Source organism: Thalassotalea fusca, from assembly GCF_053485835.1.
In genome coordinates, this window is record NZ_JBQRUN010000003.1 from 249,726 (window position 1) to 265,393 (window position 15,668).

Annotated in this window: 16 protein-coding genes; 9 read left to right on the forward strand and 7 right to left on the reverse strand. The window is 41.6% G+C overall.

Going from position 1 to position 15,668, the window contains the following annotated elements:
• Nucleotides 1–158: 158 nt before the first annotated feature.
• Nucleotides 159–1,130 carry a magnesium transporter CorA family protein gene (locus tag ACSLUK_RS05475; RefSeq protein ID WP_448547521.1) on the forward strand — a complete coding sequence of 324 codons (972 nt, stop codon included), beginning with the start codon at nt 159–161 and terminating at the stop codon, nt 1,128–1,130.
• A 4-nt stretch (nt 1,131–1,134) separates the two neighbouring features.
• Here the strand turns inward: ACSLUK_RS05475 and ACSLUK_RS05480 are convergent, their stop codons facing one another.
• A complete protein-coding gene (locus ACSLUK_RS05480) occupies nt 1,135–2,313 on the reverse strand; it encodes a cation:proton antiporter (RefSeq protein ID WP_448547522.1) in 1,179 nt (392 codons plus the stop codon).
• Between the two features lie 235 nt (nt 2,314–2,548).
• Here ACSLUK_RS05480 and ACSLUK_RS05485 point away from each other — a divergent pair, with 235 nt between their 5' ends.
• The 4 genes from ACSLUK_RS05485 (at nt 2,549) to ACSLUK_RS05500 (ending at nt 6,918) form a co-directional block, all read left to right on the forward strand.
• The gene (locus ACSLUK_RS05485; protein WP_448547523.1) at nt 2,549–3,337 is read left to right on the forward strand and encodes a DUF432 domain-containing protein; all 789 of its coding nucleotides are present in this window, start codon (nt 2,549–2,551) and stop codon (nt 3,335–3,337) included.
• A 25-nt stretch (nt 3,338–3,362) separates the two neighbouring features.
• A complete protein-coding gene (locus tag ACSLUK_RS05490; protein WP_448547524.1) occupies nt 3,363–4,247 on the forward strand; it encodes a mechanosensitive ion channel family protein in 885 nt (294 codons plus the stop codon).
• A gap of 165 nt (nt 4,248–4,412) precedes the next feature.
• The gene (locus tag ACSLUK_RS05495; protein ID WP_448547525.1) at nt 4,413–5,795 is read left to right on the forward strand and encodes a diguanylate cyclase domain-containing protein; all 1,383 of its coding nucleotides are present in this window, start codon (nt 4,413–4,415) and stop codon (nt 5,793–5,795) included.
• 76 nt (nt 5,796–5,871) lie between these two features.
• Nucleotides 5,872–6,918 (forward strand): DUF4382 domain-containing protein, encoded by a 1,047-nt coding sequence (locus ACSLUK_RS05500; RefSeq protein WP_448547526.1) that lies wholly within the window; start codon nt 5,872–5,874, stop codon nt 6,916–6,918.
• A gap of 84 nt (nt 6,919–7,002) precedes the next feature.
• On the opposite strand, the gene ACSLUK_RS05505 is transcribed toward ACSLUK_RS05500, so the two are convergent.
• The 3 genes from ACSLUK_RS05505 to ACSLUK_RS05515 form a co-directional block, all read right to left on the reverse strand.
• A complete protein-coding gene (locus ACSLUK_RS05505; RefSeq protein ID WP_448547527.1) occupies nt 7,003–7,188 on the reverse strand; it encodes a hypothetical protein in 186 nt (61 codons plus the stop codon).
• A gap of 9 nt (nt 7,189–7,197) precedes the next feature.
• Nucleotides 7,198–7,524 carry a DUF1330 domain-containing protein gene (locus tag ACSLUK_RS05510; protein WP_448547528.1) on the reverse strand — a complete coding sequence of 109 codons (327 nt, stop codon included), beginning with the start codon at nt 7,522–7,524 and terminating at the stop codon, nt 7,198–7,200.
• Between the two features lie 189 nt (nt 7,525–7,713).
• A complete protein-coding gene (locus ACSLUK_RS05515; RefSeq protein ID WP_448547529.1) occupies nt 7,714–9,369 on the reverse strand; it encodes an ABC transporter ATP-binding protein in 1,656 nt (551 codons plus the stop codon).
• 171 nt (nt 9,370–9,540) lie between these two features.
• On the opposite strand from ACSLUK_RS05515, the gene ACSLUK_RS05520 reads away from it, so the two are divergent.
• Nucleotides 9,541–10,431, forward strand: a complete 891-nt coding sequence (locus ACSLUK_RS05520) for a TetR/AcrR family transcriptional regulator (RefSeq protein ID WP_448547530.1) — start codon at nt 9,541–9,543, stop codon at nt 10,429–10,431.
• 100 nt (nt 10,432–10,531) lie between these two features.
• Here ACSLUK_RS05520 and ACSLUK_RS05525 read toward each other — a convergent pair whose 3' ends face one another.
• The 3 genes from ACSLUK_RS05525 to ACSLUK_RS05535 all read right to left on the reverse strand — a co-directional run bounded on the left by ACSLUK_RS05525 (nt 10,532) and on the right by ACSLUK_RS05535 (nt 11,767).
• Entirely contained in the window at nt 10,532–10,789 is a 258-nt protein-coding gene (locus ACSLUK_RS05525; RefSeq protein WP_448547531.1) for a DUF3862 domain-containing protein, read from the reverse strand.
• Between the two features lie 234 nt (nt 10,790–11,023).
• The gene (locus ACSLUK_RS05530; protein ID WP_448547532.1) at nt 11,024–11,356 is read right to left on the reverse strand and encodes a hypothetical protein; all 333 of its coding nucleotides are present in this window, start codon (nt 11,354–11,356) and stop codon (nt 11,024–11,026) included.
• A 120-nt stretch (nt 11,357–11,476) separates the two neighbouring features.
• Nucleotides 11,477–11,767, reverse strand: a complete 291-nt coding sequence (locus ACSLUK_RS05535; protein WP_448547533.1) for an EF-hand domain-containing protein — start codon at nt 11,765–11,767, stop codon at nt 11,477–11,479.
• Between the two features lie 332 nt (nt 11,768–12,099).
• Between ACSLUK_RS05535 and ACSLUK_RS05540 the strand changes: the two genes are divergently transcribed.
• Genes ACSLUK_RS05540 through ACSLUK_RS05550 form a run of 3 tightly spaced genes read left to right on the forward strand, consistent with a single transcriptional unit; the run spans nt 12,100 to nt 15,627 of the window.
• The gene (locus tag ACSLUK_RS05540; protein ID WP_448547534.1) at nt 12,100–13,650 is read left to right on the forward strand and encodes a sensor histidine kinase; all 1,551 of its coding nucleotides are present in this window, start codon (nt 12,100–12,102) and stop codon (nt 13,648–13,650) included.
• 27 nt (nt 13,651–13,677) lie between these two features.
• Nucleotides 13,678–14,256, forward strand: coding sequence for a hypothetical protein (locus ACSLUK_RS05545; RefSeq protein WP_448547535.1), 579 nt, complete (start codon nt 13,678–13,680; stop codon nt 14,254–14,256).
• 6 nt (nt 14,257–14,262) lie between these two features.
• Nucleotides 14,263–15,627 (forward strand): sigma 54-interacting transcriptional regulator, encoded by a 1,365-nt coding sequence (locus tag ACSLUK_RS05550; protein ID WP_448547536.1) that lies wholly within the window; start codon nt 14,263–14,265, stop codon nt 15,625–15,627.
• Nucleotides 15,628–15,668: the final 41 nt, after the last annotated feature.

Sequence of the window (15,668 nt, forward strand, 5' to 3'; positions counted from 1 at the left end):
GCCTAGGGTATCAAATGCGTTAATGTGTTTTCTTATTTTCGCCTGAGTAGCTTAAGTGTATTACACTCATAAGAAAATTAGGATAAATTAACAAAAAATTATATTGTTCCCTGCGGCTTGCCATCGACTTTAACGGCTGCATAATTTTGGAGTATACAATGATTAAATGCATGCTGGTTGCGCCCGGTACAGACGTTAAAATAGGCGGTATGGAACTCGTCGACATTTGGCGAGAAGATGAAAAAAGTACCCTGTGGCTTGACTTAGACAATGTTGAACCATCACAAGAGCTGAAAATTCTCGAGCAGTTCAACTGCCATCCACTTGCGATATCAGACGCGCAACGTGATCGACATCCGCCAAAAATTGAACTCTTTAACGACTATATTTTTATGTTGTATCGCGGGTTAGTTGCTAAGGAAGATGAACTTCGCTTTGCCCACCTACAAATCGCCATGTTCATAGGTCAACGTATTTTAATTACACGACATCCCCAAAGCTCAATGGCGATTAACACTTTGTTTAAGGCTAGTAGCAAGAAATATCTCGCCCGCAGTCCGGTACATATGGCAATTCGTTTATTTCACTGTAGCTGCGGTTTTTACCTTAAAGAATTATTCGCTTTCGAAGCAGAACTGGAAAAGATAGAAGATAAATTCCAGTTTAAAGGCAATGACCACATGATGAAAAAAATCACTGCCTACCGCTCGCAACTAGTGAAAATCAGACGTACCTTCAATTATCATGTTAGCATGGGAGAAACGCTCAAAGCCTACGTAGATGACGAAGATACCAGCTTAATTACTGAGGCAGAAAATCACACAGTTAACGATTTACGTGAACGATTAGAGCGACTATTAACGCTATCGCAAATGTATTATGACATTTGCGGTGATTTAATTAACGGCTATATGTCAATTACGTCTCACCAATTAAATGCAACGATGCGAGTGTTAACGGTTATTACCGCTTTGTTTGTACCACTCACCTTTCTTGCGGGTATTTACGGCATGAACTTCGAGTATATCCCCGAACTTAAAGCCGAAAATGGTTATTTTATGCTGCTTGGCGTCATGGCAGTCATCACGGTTGTCTTACTCACTATTTTCAAACGAAAGCGTTGGTTATAGCAATTTACTTTTCTACCTCAGATCGCATTGGACTAATTTTCAAGAACTTCTTGTTCAAGGCGATCCAAGGTGGACTGGTCAGCAATGACAGTGAAATTACACACAATGCAAGTTGGTAGCCATGTGCGTTGATAATTTGGCTTTGGTAACCCACAGCCGCTAAAACAAAACTAAACTCGCCAATTTGTGACAATAACGCGCCAGCAAACAAGCTTTCACGCCAACTAAACTGGGATAGTTTGAGAATGAAAGCATTAATAAATGTATTGGTAACTATCGCTGCCAATACTAGCAATGACGCCTCTAACCAGTATGTTTGTAAAAAGTGAATATCAAGCATCATTCCAATTGAGACAAAAAACAAGGCGACAAACAACACTCGAAATGAGTCTAAAGTATGGTGTACCCAATGGGTTTCTTTCGCGGCCCCCACTAACATTCCTGCGATAAACGCACCAAGCGCCGTCGAAAGTTCAAACCACGCGGATAACATCGCCAATCCGAAACATACGCCCAGTGCGGCAAATAATTGTAATTCATGATCTTGCTTAAGCCATTTAGACAGCGGGAAATGCACTTGTTGCTGGATAATTAAAAAGCCAAAAGCCGCTACGGCTAGTATTGTGCCAACACTTTGTTTTATCAGCTGAATATTATTGATATCACTAGCGCCGAATAAGCCAATGATAATAAGCATTGGGATAACAGCTAAATCTTGCGCAAGGGTAATTCCGAGCGTGCTTTGCCCTAATTTACTCGCCATCAATCCAGACTCTTGTAATAGTTTAATAACTATCGCAGAGCTACTCATGCTGATCACAAAGCCAATCAATATGACACGCGCTGTACTCCAATCAAACCACAGCCCTAATAGCCAAACACAAAAAACACTTAATAGAATCTGTAACAGCGTACCAAAAACGATGATTTTCCAGTTTTGTGCTAACTTACGAGCATCAACCTCCATGCCGACAAAAAACAGCAATAGCACAACCCCTGCAGCACCTAAACGTGAAATAGTATCGATATCAGAAACTATCCCAAACCCCCAAGGCCCGATAATTATGCCTGCAATTAGGTATGCCACAACGTGAGGTTGTCGAAAAAATCGCAATAAGAACCCTACCATCAAGATAAGAAATATCGCGCTTACCGCTTGCGGTAAAAATGGATCCATTTGCATAATGTAGTTTCAACCAAGTTATGATTAATCTTTATTATCTAAAGGAAAATTATGGCTTGTCGCGAGATAAAAAGCATCGTTTTGTTCGAAAAAAAAGTGTTATCATGCAAAATAGTTTAAATTGAATATACGCTCAGCTCACGCTAGCCTGTAACAAGAAGAATAACAGTGCTGTGTAATTCCGATTGGTATCGGTGTTCCTTGGGCTGTTGATATTGACCAATAAGAGAAGAAAATGACAACAGAGGTTTGGTGGGGTGAATACAACTTTGAACAACTACAGCAGCGATGCTGGCAAGTTGGTGGACGCGCCATAATTCTTAGACGATTGGCCAACGAATGGAATAGCTGGAATATTGAGGCAGAAGAAGAATTAGACGAACCCATTCAATGCAAAGACAATTGCACGGCAGAATATGATGAACAACTAATTCATGGCCGTTTTTTACAGCAAAACACGAGTAGCAGCATTCGAGTACTACCGCTATTAGCAGATCGTTCCATCGTGGCTCGCCCGGCAACGCCTTTAACACTACTTCCCGGCCAACGTTCAAGGCTCTATGTTTCAACCCCAATTTGGTTTCAGGCGAAATCATTACCTAGCGAAGCATTATTAGTTGATATCCCATTTTGGCGCCCTTCTGATTCCTGGTTTGGTTCTTCAACGCGTGAAGGGCAAATAGTTTACGCCAAATACACTTCTGCACGTATTCAATTGGACAAGTTAGAAAGAAAGTCACATCGCGCCATTACACCAATTACGGTCATTAACAATCATGAAGAATCACTGGTGATTGAACGCATTAACGTGCCTGTGACTTTACTACATTTATACAGCGATGACGTGCAGCAGTTATGGACCACCAGCATCGAAGTCAAAAGAGAACATGACAATGGCAATGTCGAGTTGACTCTGGAAAAACGAGCGCCAGCAGAAGCTAACAACGCGCAACTCGTCAATTCGCCCAGAGAAGCTTCTGAAGACAACAGACTCATTCGTAGTATCAGTAGCTTATTTGCTTAACAAAGCGTACTTATAAGGGCATGCAATGGAAGATTTACTTGGCATCATTAACTTAATTAAAGCGTCGCCATTATTCACTTTATCGCAAGCATTAATGATGATTTTGCTTGGTTTTATCATCGCTAAATTTTTCAGTAGCGCTGTGGTTAAAATAATCGAGGAAAAACTCACATTGCATAGCCGCCTAATCCTGCGGCGAGCAATTTTCTACGGTATATTTGGTCTCGTCATTTTTACCGCCTTAAAACATCTAGGCATTGATTTAAGTATTCTGCTAGGTGCCGCAGGTATTTTAACCGTCGCTATCGGCTTTGCGTCTCAAACGTCGGCATCAAATCTAATCAGTGGCCTTTTTCTGATGATGGAAAGACCGTTTTCCATCACCGATGTAATTAAGGTCAATGATATCACCGGAGAAGTTGTTTCCATCGACTTGCTTTCGGTCAAACTGCGTACATTTGATAACTTATTTGTGCGTATTCCGAATGAAAGCATGATTAAGAGCGCAGTCACCACTTTAACAAAATTTCCAATTCGGCGCGCGGATTTGAAAATAGGCATTGCCTACAAAGAAGATATTGAACAAGTGCGTGAGATCCTGATGTCAATCGCTGAAAAGAACCTTATATGCTTAGATGAACCTGCGCCTATTTTCATATTAACTGGCTTTGGTACCTCTTCAATTGATATTCAATTCTCCGTTTGGGCAAGACGTGAAAACTTTCTTGAGCTCAAAAATACAATGCATATCGAGATCAAAAAAGCCTTTGATAAGCACGGCATTGAAATACCTTTCCCGCACTTAAGTGTTTATGCCGGTGAAGCAACGAAGCCATTCCAGCATGTAGTAAAAGAGGAACGCACAGAGAATAAAAGCGCGTCTCTAGACAGTGACAGAAACGAGCCATGAGGAGTTATACGTACTAGCGTTGAAGCCTAGGCTGATAGCAAGCGGCCACAAAGTGACATAACACACACATGCACTATACTTAAACTCACCATTAAACCCTTAACCGCATATTTTTAAGCTGTAAATGCAATAAGGCGCAAATCACGATGAGTTTTTGATAGCGCTATGACAACTAAGTTAGCCATTAGTCAGTTTATATATCCTCATGTTGTAATTGGGCTGATGATTGTTGTGCTGCTGACTGCCACTACAGAGTTTATTATTCAACTCATCTGCGAAAACCACACCGCCCGCCAGCAACAAATAGCCATCGACAAATCTAAAGCCATCCGCGCCCAAATTGAGGGTGAATTTAATGCAATGTTTTATTTATCAGCGGGTTTAATGGCACATGTTGCGACTCACCCTCAAATTAGCAACGAGGAATTTTCCACAATTGCCAGTGAAATCATCGCCACTGGAAGGAATATTCGCAATATTGCACTCGCCAGAAACAATGTGATTACGTATATCTACCCGCTCAAAGGAAACGAAGCGGCACTGGGATTAGATTACACAAAAAACACCACACAATGGCCAGCTGTAGAAAAAGCCATTGAGTTAAAACGAACCATAGTCGCTGGGCCGCTCGATCTTGTTCAAGGAGGACGCGGCATCATTATTCGCACCCCAATATTCACCCGAAAAAGCCTTGCAGGCCATATCGATTCAAACCCTGCCGGCTATTGGGGGTTAGCTTCATTGGTGCTCGAAAGCAACGGATTTTTTACCACCACTGAATTTAGTGAAACACAAGAAGGATTTCAATTCGCTTTGCGTGGAAAAGACGGCTTAGGCGTTGAAGGCGAAATGATTCTAGGTAGCGCCGACGTTTTCAACAGGCAACCGATATTAACCCCCATTAATTTACAACACGGTGAATGGTTACTTGCTGCTAGTCCAATTTCTGGTTGGTCCATCAAGCCAACACAGATTTGGCACATGAGGCTCTTGGGTTGGTTTATTGCCATCGCATTTGGCGCGCTTGTCTCGTCACTTTCTATCTCACGAAAAATCAATCGCGATTTGGCATTTTACGATCCGTTAACCACGTTGCCTAATCGACGATTGCTAGATGATCGTATGCAACAGGTAATGGTATACAGCCAGCGTTATAAGAAATCATTTGGTTTATTTTTTATTGATCTAGATGACTTCAAATGTATCAACGATAAGCTAGGGCATCGTGTTGGAGACGCGCTGTTGGTAGAAGCCGCCAGACGCATGCTGCTTAGTGTACGCGCATCAGATACTGTTGCTAGGACGGGAGGCGATGAATTTCTCATTCTGGTTAATGATATAAATGAAGCCCACGATATGTGCCATATACGTGCTCAACTAACCCATAACCTGCTGAGTGCTGCGAATATCGAAGGTCATGAAATGACGATTTCCGCCAGCATCGGCTACGCTATTTATCCCGAAGATGAAATCACCCTCGACGGATTAGCAAACATTGCTGACCAGCGCATGTATGAAGAGAAGAGCGAGAAAAAATCGAAGGATTAAAGAGTCCTTCGTCCCACGGTTTAATTGAGCTTTTGCTATAATTAGTAGTCTAGTGTCTTTATCTTAAGAGTTACTCATGAAATCTAATACGGCTCTCCTATTTTCTTTAAGTTTATTTCTGTATGCATGCGGCGGGGGCTCCTCAAGCTCAGACACTAACAATGACACACCTCCTCCTCCTCCAGTGCAAGATCAAACACCGAAAGTCTCTTTTTCTTTATCGGATGCGCCAGCTGACTCTATCACTTCTGTCAACGTAACGTTTGAATCGATTACATTAAAATCAGCTGATGATAATGAAGATGATGATTCTGGACTATTAGTCCCCATCTTAGATGACAGTGACAACCCGACCACTTTAACCATTGATTTAATGGATTATCAAGACGGGGAAACTAAGTTGATCATAGAAGGCGCTGAAATAGCCCCGGGTAGTTATAGCAATCTAATTTTAAATACCTCAGGTTGTCCGCAAAACCATAATGGCAGTACAGAGTTTTGCTGGGTTGAGGACAGTGACGGCACTAAGACTTTAAAAACCCCCAGCAACAAGCTCAAATTAGGTGCATTCACGGTATCTGATCAAGGTGAACAAGCTTATACCATTGAGTTTAATCTCCGCTCTTCTTTGGTAAGTACCGCTGGTGGCGCAGGTTACAACTTGAAACCTCATGGTATACGTATCGTTGATGACGCCATGGTAGGCTCGGTTGCAGGAATGGTTGATGTGAATTTACTCACGGCAGGTGAAAGCTGTGAAACAGTGTTCGATGAAGATACCGATCACGGAAAAATCGTTTATCTATATGAGGGCATGCTTGCCGATGAAGCAATGATGGGCGATGAATTTGATCCAGCGGAAGCTCAAAATGAAATCCCTGAAACGGTAGTTGCGCCATTTGCGTCAGATACGATTACATATGACGCTGACAATGACACATACCATTATACAATCGCTCAATTACCCGCAGGCGAGTATACCATTGCATTTTCATGCAGTGCGGTTGGTGATGACCCCGAAGAATACGACGCGCTAATGATTGCCAATCCGAGCGAGCAAGTGCACGAATTGACGATTGAAGCCGAGACTGAAACCACGGTCAATTTTACTGAGATTAATTAACAACGAAATTAACGAACTAATTAAGACTAATCAGGGCGTTATTGATCTTACCGTCTTTTGAGTAACAATAACGTCGCTGTCATATTAATTTTGTGCTTCATTCATGGCGTGACACTCAAATCCTTTTGAATCAACGCGCTTAATATTTTCTTTGGCACCGCACGTTTTAAGTGCCATTTCCATATGATTTTTTTCATTGTAATGCTTGGCGAAAGAACCTAACACTAGCACTGCCACAATAACAATACCCACTTTTTTAAAGTTCGACATATGCCCCCCTTATGCCTTATTTTTATTAGTTTCATAGCTAGCGATAATAGTCGAGCCACCAACAGAATGTTCAAAATACTGTGATTTTACCGCGAGATAATCGGCATCTGAAAAAAATGCTTCAGAACTCGCCTTACTTTCAAAGTAAATAGTAAACACCCGATTGATGTTACTGCCTTCAGGCGAACTCTCGTCATGTTTGAGTACCTCGGCAACGTTGAAATCATAACCAAAACCGCCTTTGTACAAAGTCAGTATTGGCTTCATTGCCTCACGGTAGGCAGTGTACATTTCGTCATCAGTTACCTGCAACCCAACTAACATTTCGTACGCCATAACATTTCCTTATATTCAGATAAGCGAGTGGTTGTGCCTAGAGTCTTCTACCATCACCACGCAAACACAGTGTTTAACAATTAAAATAAGATAAACTCATCTCATTGCATTGGCAATAGTAATGGTCAGGGCGGGCAAACCTGTTATGTAACAATTTCTTAGATGCCACTCTTTACCCAAATATATAATTTACCCGCACGCAATGCTTCCCTCATTCATTTCGATTACATTGTCACTAGGCGCTATCAGCTCTCGATGGTGACTAATCATGATAATTCGCATATTCTGTGCGAGCTCTCTTAGCAGTGACATCATCGCAAGTTTGTTTGCTTCATCCAGCGCAGAGGTGGGCTCATCCAACAATAGTACCCTTGCATCACGTAACAAAGCACGCGCTATAGCAAAACGTTGTTTTTCTCCTCCCGAAAATTGATGTGCCTGTTCAGAAACTTGTTGATCTAAATCGTGATTAATACGTGTTAACCAATTATTTAAACCAACGCGATTTAATACTGAAAGAATGCGTTCGTCACTTAACGGTTCGTCTAACCCAAGCGTCAAATTTTCTCTAATAGTTGCATGCAGCAATTTCGGTTCTTGATCAACCCACGCTATTGATTGACGAACTGATGCCAATTCATAAGTATTTAGTGGTTGACCATTAATGAGTACGCTTTCGTGTGTTTCAGGGTAGAAACCTAAAAATTGATTCAGGAAAGTCGTCTTACCGCTGCCACTTTCTCCCAATACGACGGACAAGCCATTTCCTGAAAAACGATAGTTAATATTTTTTAGGATAGCCTTATTATTGCGGCTAAATGAAAGGTTTTGTACAGCTAGCTCCGTTACCTGTGCTAGTGGTGTGGATTGTTCAGATGACTCCATTGGCAGTTGATTTATTTCAGTGAGTCGCGCCGCAGCGCCTGCCGCTTTATTTAAGTTGCTAAAGAACATCGCCATTGCCATTAGCGGAAACGTTAAGCCAAACAAGTACATTAGAAATGCCGTTATCGTGCCTAGCGTCATCGTGCCCTGTGCTAACCAGTATGCCGAAAAACCAAGAATCGCAATCATACTTAGCATCAGTACCAAATTAGAAATGGGGCCAATCAACGACAGTATTTTTACCGCGCGCATTTCATGTTTATAGCACTCATCAAGTAATCCTTTTGATCGTGAATGTAGTTGTGCGCTCGCATTATGTGACTTCACCAAACGTCCGTACCTAAGCCATTCAGTCACGTATTTTAGTAAATTCGCTTCTGCTGACAATGTTGCCTGACCAACACTATTCATCATCATCGCGATAGGTGTTATCAGCACAAAACCGGCTAATACACAGGTAAGTAGCACCAAAGTTAGTCGCCAATCAAGCACAAACATTATTGTAATGACCGAAACAAGCGAAATGATACCGCTGAGTAATCCAATCAAATCATCTGCTAGTACAGCCTTTACTTCTAATGTGTCATTGGCAATCCTTGCACTTAATTCTGCGCTATGCTCCTCATCCATGTCTTTACTTTGTGCATGCAACAAACGTCCAATCAAGCTATAACGCAAGCGAAAGCCTATTTGACACCCCATTCTTCCACCATACCAACCAAGGAAAGCTTCAAACATTGCAGCAATCAATACAATAGCAATGAGCCCAGCAACAACTAGGCCGTCTATCCCCTCACTGCCAATAGAATCTACGAGGTAACTCGAATAGAGGGGCAAGACTAACTCAAGCGCAGTAGCGAAAATGACAAGAATAGTCAAAATAACAAAAGCCTTCTTAGGTGGTTTATGTGGTGACAACAATTGCCATAAAGAACGTATACTACCTTTAGATTCTTGCATTTCGAGCCTCCTCAAATTTCTTCCAGCCAACCAAAGTGACCAAGCGGTCACAGATATGACCAACAAACCCAAATATAAATGACCACATAGTCATTTGTCAAATGACCGAGTAGTCATTTATTTTAAAATATGGCAAAATATGGCCTTTCCATATCAAAGGCGCATATTAGAATGGTTACTCCAACGCAATCGAAACGTGACTTAATCATGTCGACCGCAAAGACTTTATTTATAGAGAAAGGGTTTAGAGGCACAACCATTGCCAGTATTGCGGAATCAGCCGGTATTGCTAAAGGCTCCGTTTACTCTTACTTTTCAAGTAAACTTGATATAGTACAGGCACTTTTTTTGCAATCAGACGAAAAAAACCAACAGTTAGTTGACCAACTTCTAGAGAATAGTCAAAAAAATGGAGTGCAATTTCTAGAGGAATATCTTGTGCAGGAATTTCAAGAAGCCCTCAATGAACGAACATTCATTCAAGCATTTCTATCCGAAGAAATGGTCATAATGGATGCCAATGTAATGGCTGTAGTGCAAGAGTGTCGAATTAACTACCATTTCTCTCAGCAAAAGGTATTACACCATGCATATGGTGACACCATAACTCCATGGTTGTATGACATCGTATCACTCGTTAATGGTCTGCTTCAAGAATATATGATTTACCTAACGCTAGATGATGCGAACTTTTCTATTCAACGCTGTGCCAAACTACTCGCCTTTTGCTTAGACAGCGCAATAAACGCCTTGCAAACTTCAAACGTTAAACCATTGCTCACGCAAGATAATTTCCCGTTAACGCAAGGGATTGATAATAGTGAACGCCAGCACCTTCAGGCGGTACAGATATTGGAAAACATCACTCAAGAAGCGCAAGATATGAGTAGTGTACAGAAACAACAAGTTTTGGAAACTGTATCGCTCATTTCCGCCGAACTCGACAGCGAAGTAATCAACACTATCTTGGTGCGCGCACTTATTGCAAACTTGCGCCCGTATGGGGAATTGAATGTGTATCGAAGACGGTTGGCGGATGTGCTTGATGTTGAATTGATATAGTTAGCTCTAGTACCATCGTAAATGAATATGGACCTGAGATACCGTGCACAAATAAGGGATATCTCAGGTATTTGGCTTCATTTTGTTTTTAACGATACGATTATAAACCGCTATTAGAAAACGTAACCGCAGCATCAGCAACAAAGCGCACTTTAATATGTTTAGCGTCTTTGTCACCCCATACACATGTTAATGTGCCCATTGCTTCTTCACAATTATCCGCGCCACCGATAACGGCTTGAATTTCTTCCTTACTCATGCCGAGTTCAAGTTTATCGTAATTTTCTTTGTTAACTTTTGAACAAGCACTTAAAAGAATAACTAAAGAAATCGCTAATAGAGATGATGATAGTTTCATTTCACTTCCTAATTTGAATTTGATATTCGACTAATATGCAAGGTTAGGTATATTTGACGCCAATGTCCATGAGCAAATGATACAAATAGCGATTATCCGGCTCAGTAATCAAGCTTCTTCATGGCGCATAGAAAAAAGCAGCACTAAGCGTTTAGACTTAGCACTGCTTTGGCTTTTGTTCCGTCATTCGAACAGGTCAATTGTTTAGTGCCGTCGCACAAACAAACATTCGAACTACAGAACTAACTTTAATCGCGGTGTTTCCATTTCTAAAGGTGTAATTTCAACAGTACTCAGTTTTGCCTCGTCATTTTTGAAGCGGTCAAACTGCATATGTTTCAGGCCAAGCTTTTGACATAAAGAGTAGAAAGTTTGAAAGTCTTCTCGACTAATCTCGTCTTCTTCTCTTGTCATCAAACCATCAACATATGCAGCGTCGCCGTTCAATGTAACATTAGCTATGGCATTGTAAGGTTTACCGTAAGCATCAACGCGTAACGCGCGAATCGATTTTACTTCAAATATCCATTCACCGAGTTGTATGTAGCGAGCATTATTGTCAATCATTGTTTCACCCTTAAAAAAAGCCGGCTTGGAAGGTTGGGAGCTGCCGGCAAACATTGCGCGAGCAAAGTTATTGGCGGCGCAGGGGGATAAACTGCGACCACCGAAACTTAGGTAATAAACTTATTTAGTGTTTTTTACAAAAGCGTCAAACTCATCTTTGCTGATCACGGCGTCACCGTTAGCATCAACCTTTGCAAATGAATCATGTAAAAATTGATTAACTTTTGCTTCTACCTGACTAATTGCGCCATCTTTATCTGTATCGATTTGCTGAAAATCAATTTTGTGTGTTGCTGTTGATTTGGCAATAGCTGTCGATTTCTCTACCGCTTCATCTGCGCTCACATATGTAGAGATTAATGCTGTAACGAAAACGGCTAGTGTGACTTGTTTAAGACTAATGTTATTCATTTTATCTTCCTTCAATAGAATTAGCGTAGAACGCATTATTTTTATGTCACTCTCACATAGCACCATCCGTACCAAGATTTTAAACTACTGATAATTAAAGACATTCATGAATTTACTGATCAATAACTGTTGCTATTTGGCGACAGTTATTTTTGTTAAAAAAACTTAGCGCCTACCCGTAACCTTACACACACAAATAAATTGTTAAAAATCAATAACAAACAACACACCAGCCCCGTTTCCTTACCTGTCTCAAATTAACGACAGCATTGAAAACAACAGGCGGATCGCTTAAAAATAAAGGGCTTCTCAACATTTGGATAACGAAAGTTTTGCCCATAAATAAAACGCCTGCACCAAGCGGTGTAGATATTCGTAAGACCCGCACGACAACGATGAAATTATTGTTGCGCAGAAAATATCATGCGCTTAGACGACTATTAGACGGCCGTGCTCTTTCCATCAAAAAGCTGACCTTGCTTGGTTTTTCACTAGTGAGCTTGCCTCTGGTAGTGGCGCTAATTTATAGTGCGACGCAAGTAAATCAACTGTCTAATCAAGGCGCACAGGCGATTTATTCGGTTGCGGAGTTAACCAATATCAATCAGGAACTCAATGATCGTCGTTCGCAGTTAGAACGATATGCTAGCCAATACGTCGTGTTGAAAGACCAAGAATTGAAGCGCAATTACGTGGCGCAATTTCTGAGAATTAGAGAGCTGCTAGACCATCAGCTAGCACCTTACGTTGACAATTCACTCAACGATTTGCGTGCACATTTCGAACAACGCATTCAGTTAATCGACGACCTCATCAATGATCAGGCAATTGATGAGCAATCTTTAGAACCGCTGCAAGAGCACTTTGTCAAATTAGCCGACCTAGGCAAACAAATAAATATTTACAGCAATAAGCTGATTAGTGCGCAAGCTACCAGCATTAAGAAAGGCGCCGAACAGGTTAGTCGCACAATGTTAATAAGCTTAGTGATTATTCCTGTTACTTTAGTTATTGCCGGATTCTTTATTTTCCTGATCACTTCACCACTTAAACTATTGATTCGAAAAATAAAATCACTCGAGCAAGGCAACTTTGAACAAGCAATTCATGTTAAAAGTTCGCCAGAGATTCGGGAAATCGCGGACGCGCTAGAAATGATGCGCTTACGTTTACATGCACTAGAACTGCAAAAATCGAGTTTTATTCGCCATATTTCACACGAATTGAAAACACCGCTGGCTGCCATACGAGAAGGTACGGAACTGATATACGACAATAGTGTCGGGCCACTCAACGACGAACAACAAGAAATTTGTCTAATCATTCGAGAGAGTGTGAATAGGTTGCAGCGCCATATTGAAGAATTGCTCGACTTTAATATTGTGCTCGATTCAACGAGCCTGCAAGACAGTGAAAAAATAGCCTTGCTGGTATTGATTGACAGTGTATTAAACGATCACAAGCTCGATTTAAAACGCAAGCAGATCACCATTATCAACACGCTTGACGATGTGACTATCTACAGTAATGCCAAACAACTTAGGGTGATTCTCGACAATATTATTTCCAATGCGATTAAATACACAAAATCGTCCGGTACGATGACGATTAGTGGTACCATCACCGCAGAGCAGTTAACGCTAAATATTATCGACCAGGGACCCGGTATTAGTGATGATATGAAAGAACGTGTGTTCGAAGCATTCTATCAAGGGCCCGCACCGACTGATTGCCAAGTAAAAGGGAGTGGACTTGGCCTAACAATTGTTAAAGAACTATTGATGCGATTAAATGGTGAAATAATCATTAAGGACAGTGATGCACAACACTGCGGCGCCAATATTGAGATAACACTTCCCCGAGTATCAAGAAATGAAGATTAAATCGGCCGAGAGAAAGAGCAACAAGTTATGAAAACTAGACACCAATTTCCCATTGTTCAAACGATGTTTTCATGTCTAAGACGGTCTTTATTCATGCTGGCGCTGGCTGGGCTACTTTCAGCGTGCCAATCTATCACAGGAGCACCAACGCCTGAATCTGATGCTAGCCACTATTATCTATGGATAAAAACCTTAAGCGATGAAGAATTAGCGGCTGAAATAACCAGACAAAAACAAAATAAGCTCAACGGAGTAGCCAATACAGACTTATTGTTAGTCATGCTTCATAGCTTACCCAACGCCCCTATTCATAATCCTTATACGGCAAAAGCACAACTGAATACTTATCAGCTTGAGCCATATAATCACGCCATTTTTACACCTAAGGATTTGGCATTTATCGTCATGCTAAAAGATCAACTCAATCAGCAGTTGTTATTATTGAAAGAATTGGAGAATTACCAAGGTGCATACCATCAGGCACAATCGCTGATCGCGAAACAAGATAAACAATTAAGCCAGCAACAATTAAAGATTACCCAGCTGAATAAGCAAATTGTCCAACTGAAAAAAATCGAACAAGCCATCAATAAACGAGGACAGTAGCGCGCTATGACGACTTCTGATACACAATCACCAAGAAAAATTTTGATCGTCGATGACGACCCAAGTTTATTGAGGTTAATCGGTATTCGATTGAAAGCCGCCGGATACACTGTCGAGCCAGCAGCTAATGCCAAAATAGCACTTGGCATATTAAAGAGTTTTCATCCTCATATGGTAATCAGTGATTTACGCATGGAAGGCATGGACGGCATGGCGTTGTTCGAGCAAATTAGGCAACAGTACCCAAGCATGCCTGTGGTGATTATGACCGCTCACGGCACGATTCCCGATGCGATAAACGCCACCAAGCAAGGCGTTTTTAGTTTTTTGACTAAGCCTTTTGAAAGTCAGGAACTGTTAGCAACAGTTGAAAAAGCGATGCAGTTACAGCCAGCCATTAGCCCAAAGGGAACACATGAAAACCATTGGCGCGAAGGAATCATTAGTCGTAGCGCTGTAATGGAGTCACTGTTGCAACAAACCAAACAAGTAGCACAGAGTGACTTTAGCATACTTATTCATAGTCAAAGTGGTACGGGTAAAGAGCTATTAGCCAAAGCAATTCACAAAGCAAGTCATCGTGCAGAGCGTCCTTTTACCGCCATTAACTGTGCCGCTATACCTGAACACCTTTTAGAATCTGAATTATTCGGCCATGTGAAAGGGGCATTCACCGGCGCAGAAAATAACCATACCGGCTTATTTCAAGCAACCACTGGTGGAACCCTATTTCTCGATGAAATTGGTGATATGCCGCTGACATTTCAGGTAAAACTATTACGCGCACTTCAAGAAAAAGAAGTGCGTCCCGTTGGTAGCACTCAATCAGTTAAGACCGATGTTCGCATTGTCTCCGCCACTCACAAAAACCTGAGACAGGCCATTATCGACGGTACATTTCGAGAGGATCTATATTATCGGCTCAATGTAGTAGAGCTTGAATTACCGCCACTACTGGAGCGTCGAGAAGACATTCCACTGCTGGCACAGCATTTTCTGACACTCGTATCTGCCCACACCACAACTACTGTAAAAGGGTTTTCAACAGAAGCGATGGAGTTGCTTATTAGCGCCCCCTGGCCTGGTAATATACGTCAGTTACAGAACGTGGTTGAGCAAAGTGTCGCACTATCAACAGAGCCTTTAATCAACGAGAAATTGGTCGCCAATGCGCTACGTGAAGAAACAGCACCGCTGCCCTCCTTTCAACAAGCAAGGGATGAATTTGAACGAGACTACCTTGCCAAGTTGCTTAAGTTAACTGCTGGCAATGTGTCACAAGCAGCCCGAATTGCCCAGCGCAATCGTACTGAGTTCTATAAACTGCTTAACCGACATCACCTCAATGCCGAGGCATTTCGTGACGAATGAAACAATCACGCTGGGATTCTTCAGATAATATTGCCTGATTG

Coding starts and splice junctions, on each gene's coding strand:
- ACSLUK_RS05475 (WP_448547521.1), top strand. CDS start 159: ATGATTAAATGCATGCTGGTTGCGCCCGGTACAGACGTTAAAATAGGC.
- ACSLUK_RS05480 (WP_448547522.1), bottom strand. CDS start 2,313: ATGCAAATGGATCCATTTTTACCGCAAGCGGTAAGCGCGATATTTCTT.
- ACSLUK_RS05485 (WP_448547523.1), top strand. CDS start 2,549: ATGACAACAGAGGTTTGGTGGGGTGAATACAACTTTGAACAACTACAG.
- ACSLUK_RS05490 (WP_448547524.1), top strand. CDS start 3,363: ATGGAAGATTTACTTGGCATCATTAACTTAATTAAAGCGTCGCCATTA.
- ACSLUK_RS05495 (WP_448547525.1), top strand. CDS start 4,413: ATGACAACTAAGTTAGCCATTAGTCAGTTTATATATCCTCATGTTGTA.
- ACSLUK_RS05500 (WP_448547526.1), top strand. CDS start 5,872: ATGAAATCTAATACGGCTCTCCTATTTTCTTTAAGTTTATTTCTGTAT.
- ACSLUK_RS05505 (WP_448547527.1), bottom strand. CDS start 7,188: ATGTCGAACTTTAAAAAAGTGGGTATTGTTATTGTGGCAGTGCTAGTG.
- ACSLUK_RS05510 (WP_448547528.1), bottom strand. CDS start 7,524: ATGGCGTACGAAATGTTAGTTGGGTTGCAGGTAACTGATGACGAAATG.
- ACSLUK_RS05515 (WP_448547529.1), bottom strand. CDS start 9,369: ATGCAAGAATCTAAAGGTAGTATACGTTCTTTATGGCAATTGTTGTCA.
- ACSLUK_RS05520 (WP_448547530.1), top strand. CDS start 9,541: ATGGTTACTCCAACGCAATCGAAACGTGACTTAATCATGTCGACCGCA.
- ACSLUK_RS05525 (WP_448547531.1), bottom strand. CDS start 10,789: ATGAAACTATCATCATCTCTATTAGCGATTTCTTTAGTTATTCTTTTA.
- ACSLUK_RS05530 (WP_448547532.1), bottom strand. CDS start 11,356: ATGATTGACAATAATGCTCGCTACATACAACTCGGTGAATGGATATTT.
- ACSLUK_RS05535 (WP_448547533.1), bottom strand. CDS start 11,767: ATGAATAACATTAGTCTTAAACAAGTCACACTAGCCGTTTTCGTTACA.
- ACSLUK_RS05545 (WP_448547535.1), top strand. CDS start 13,678: ATGAAAACTAGACACCAATTTCCCATTGTTCAAACGATGTTTTCATGT.
- ACSLUK_RS05550 (WP_448547536.1), top strand. CDS start 14,263: ATGACGACTTCTGATACACAATCACCAAGAAAAATTTTGATCGTCGAT.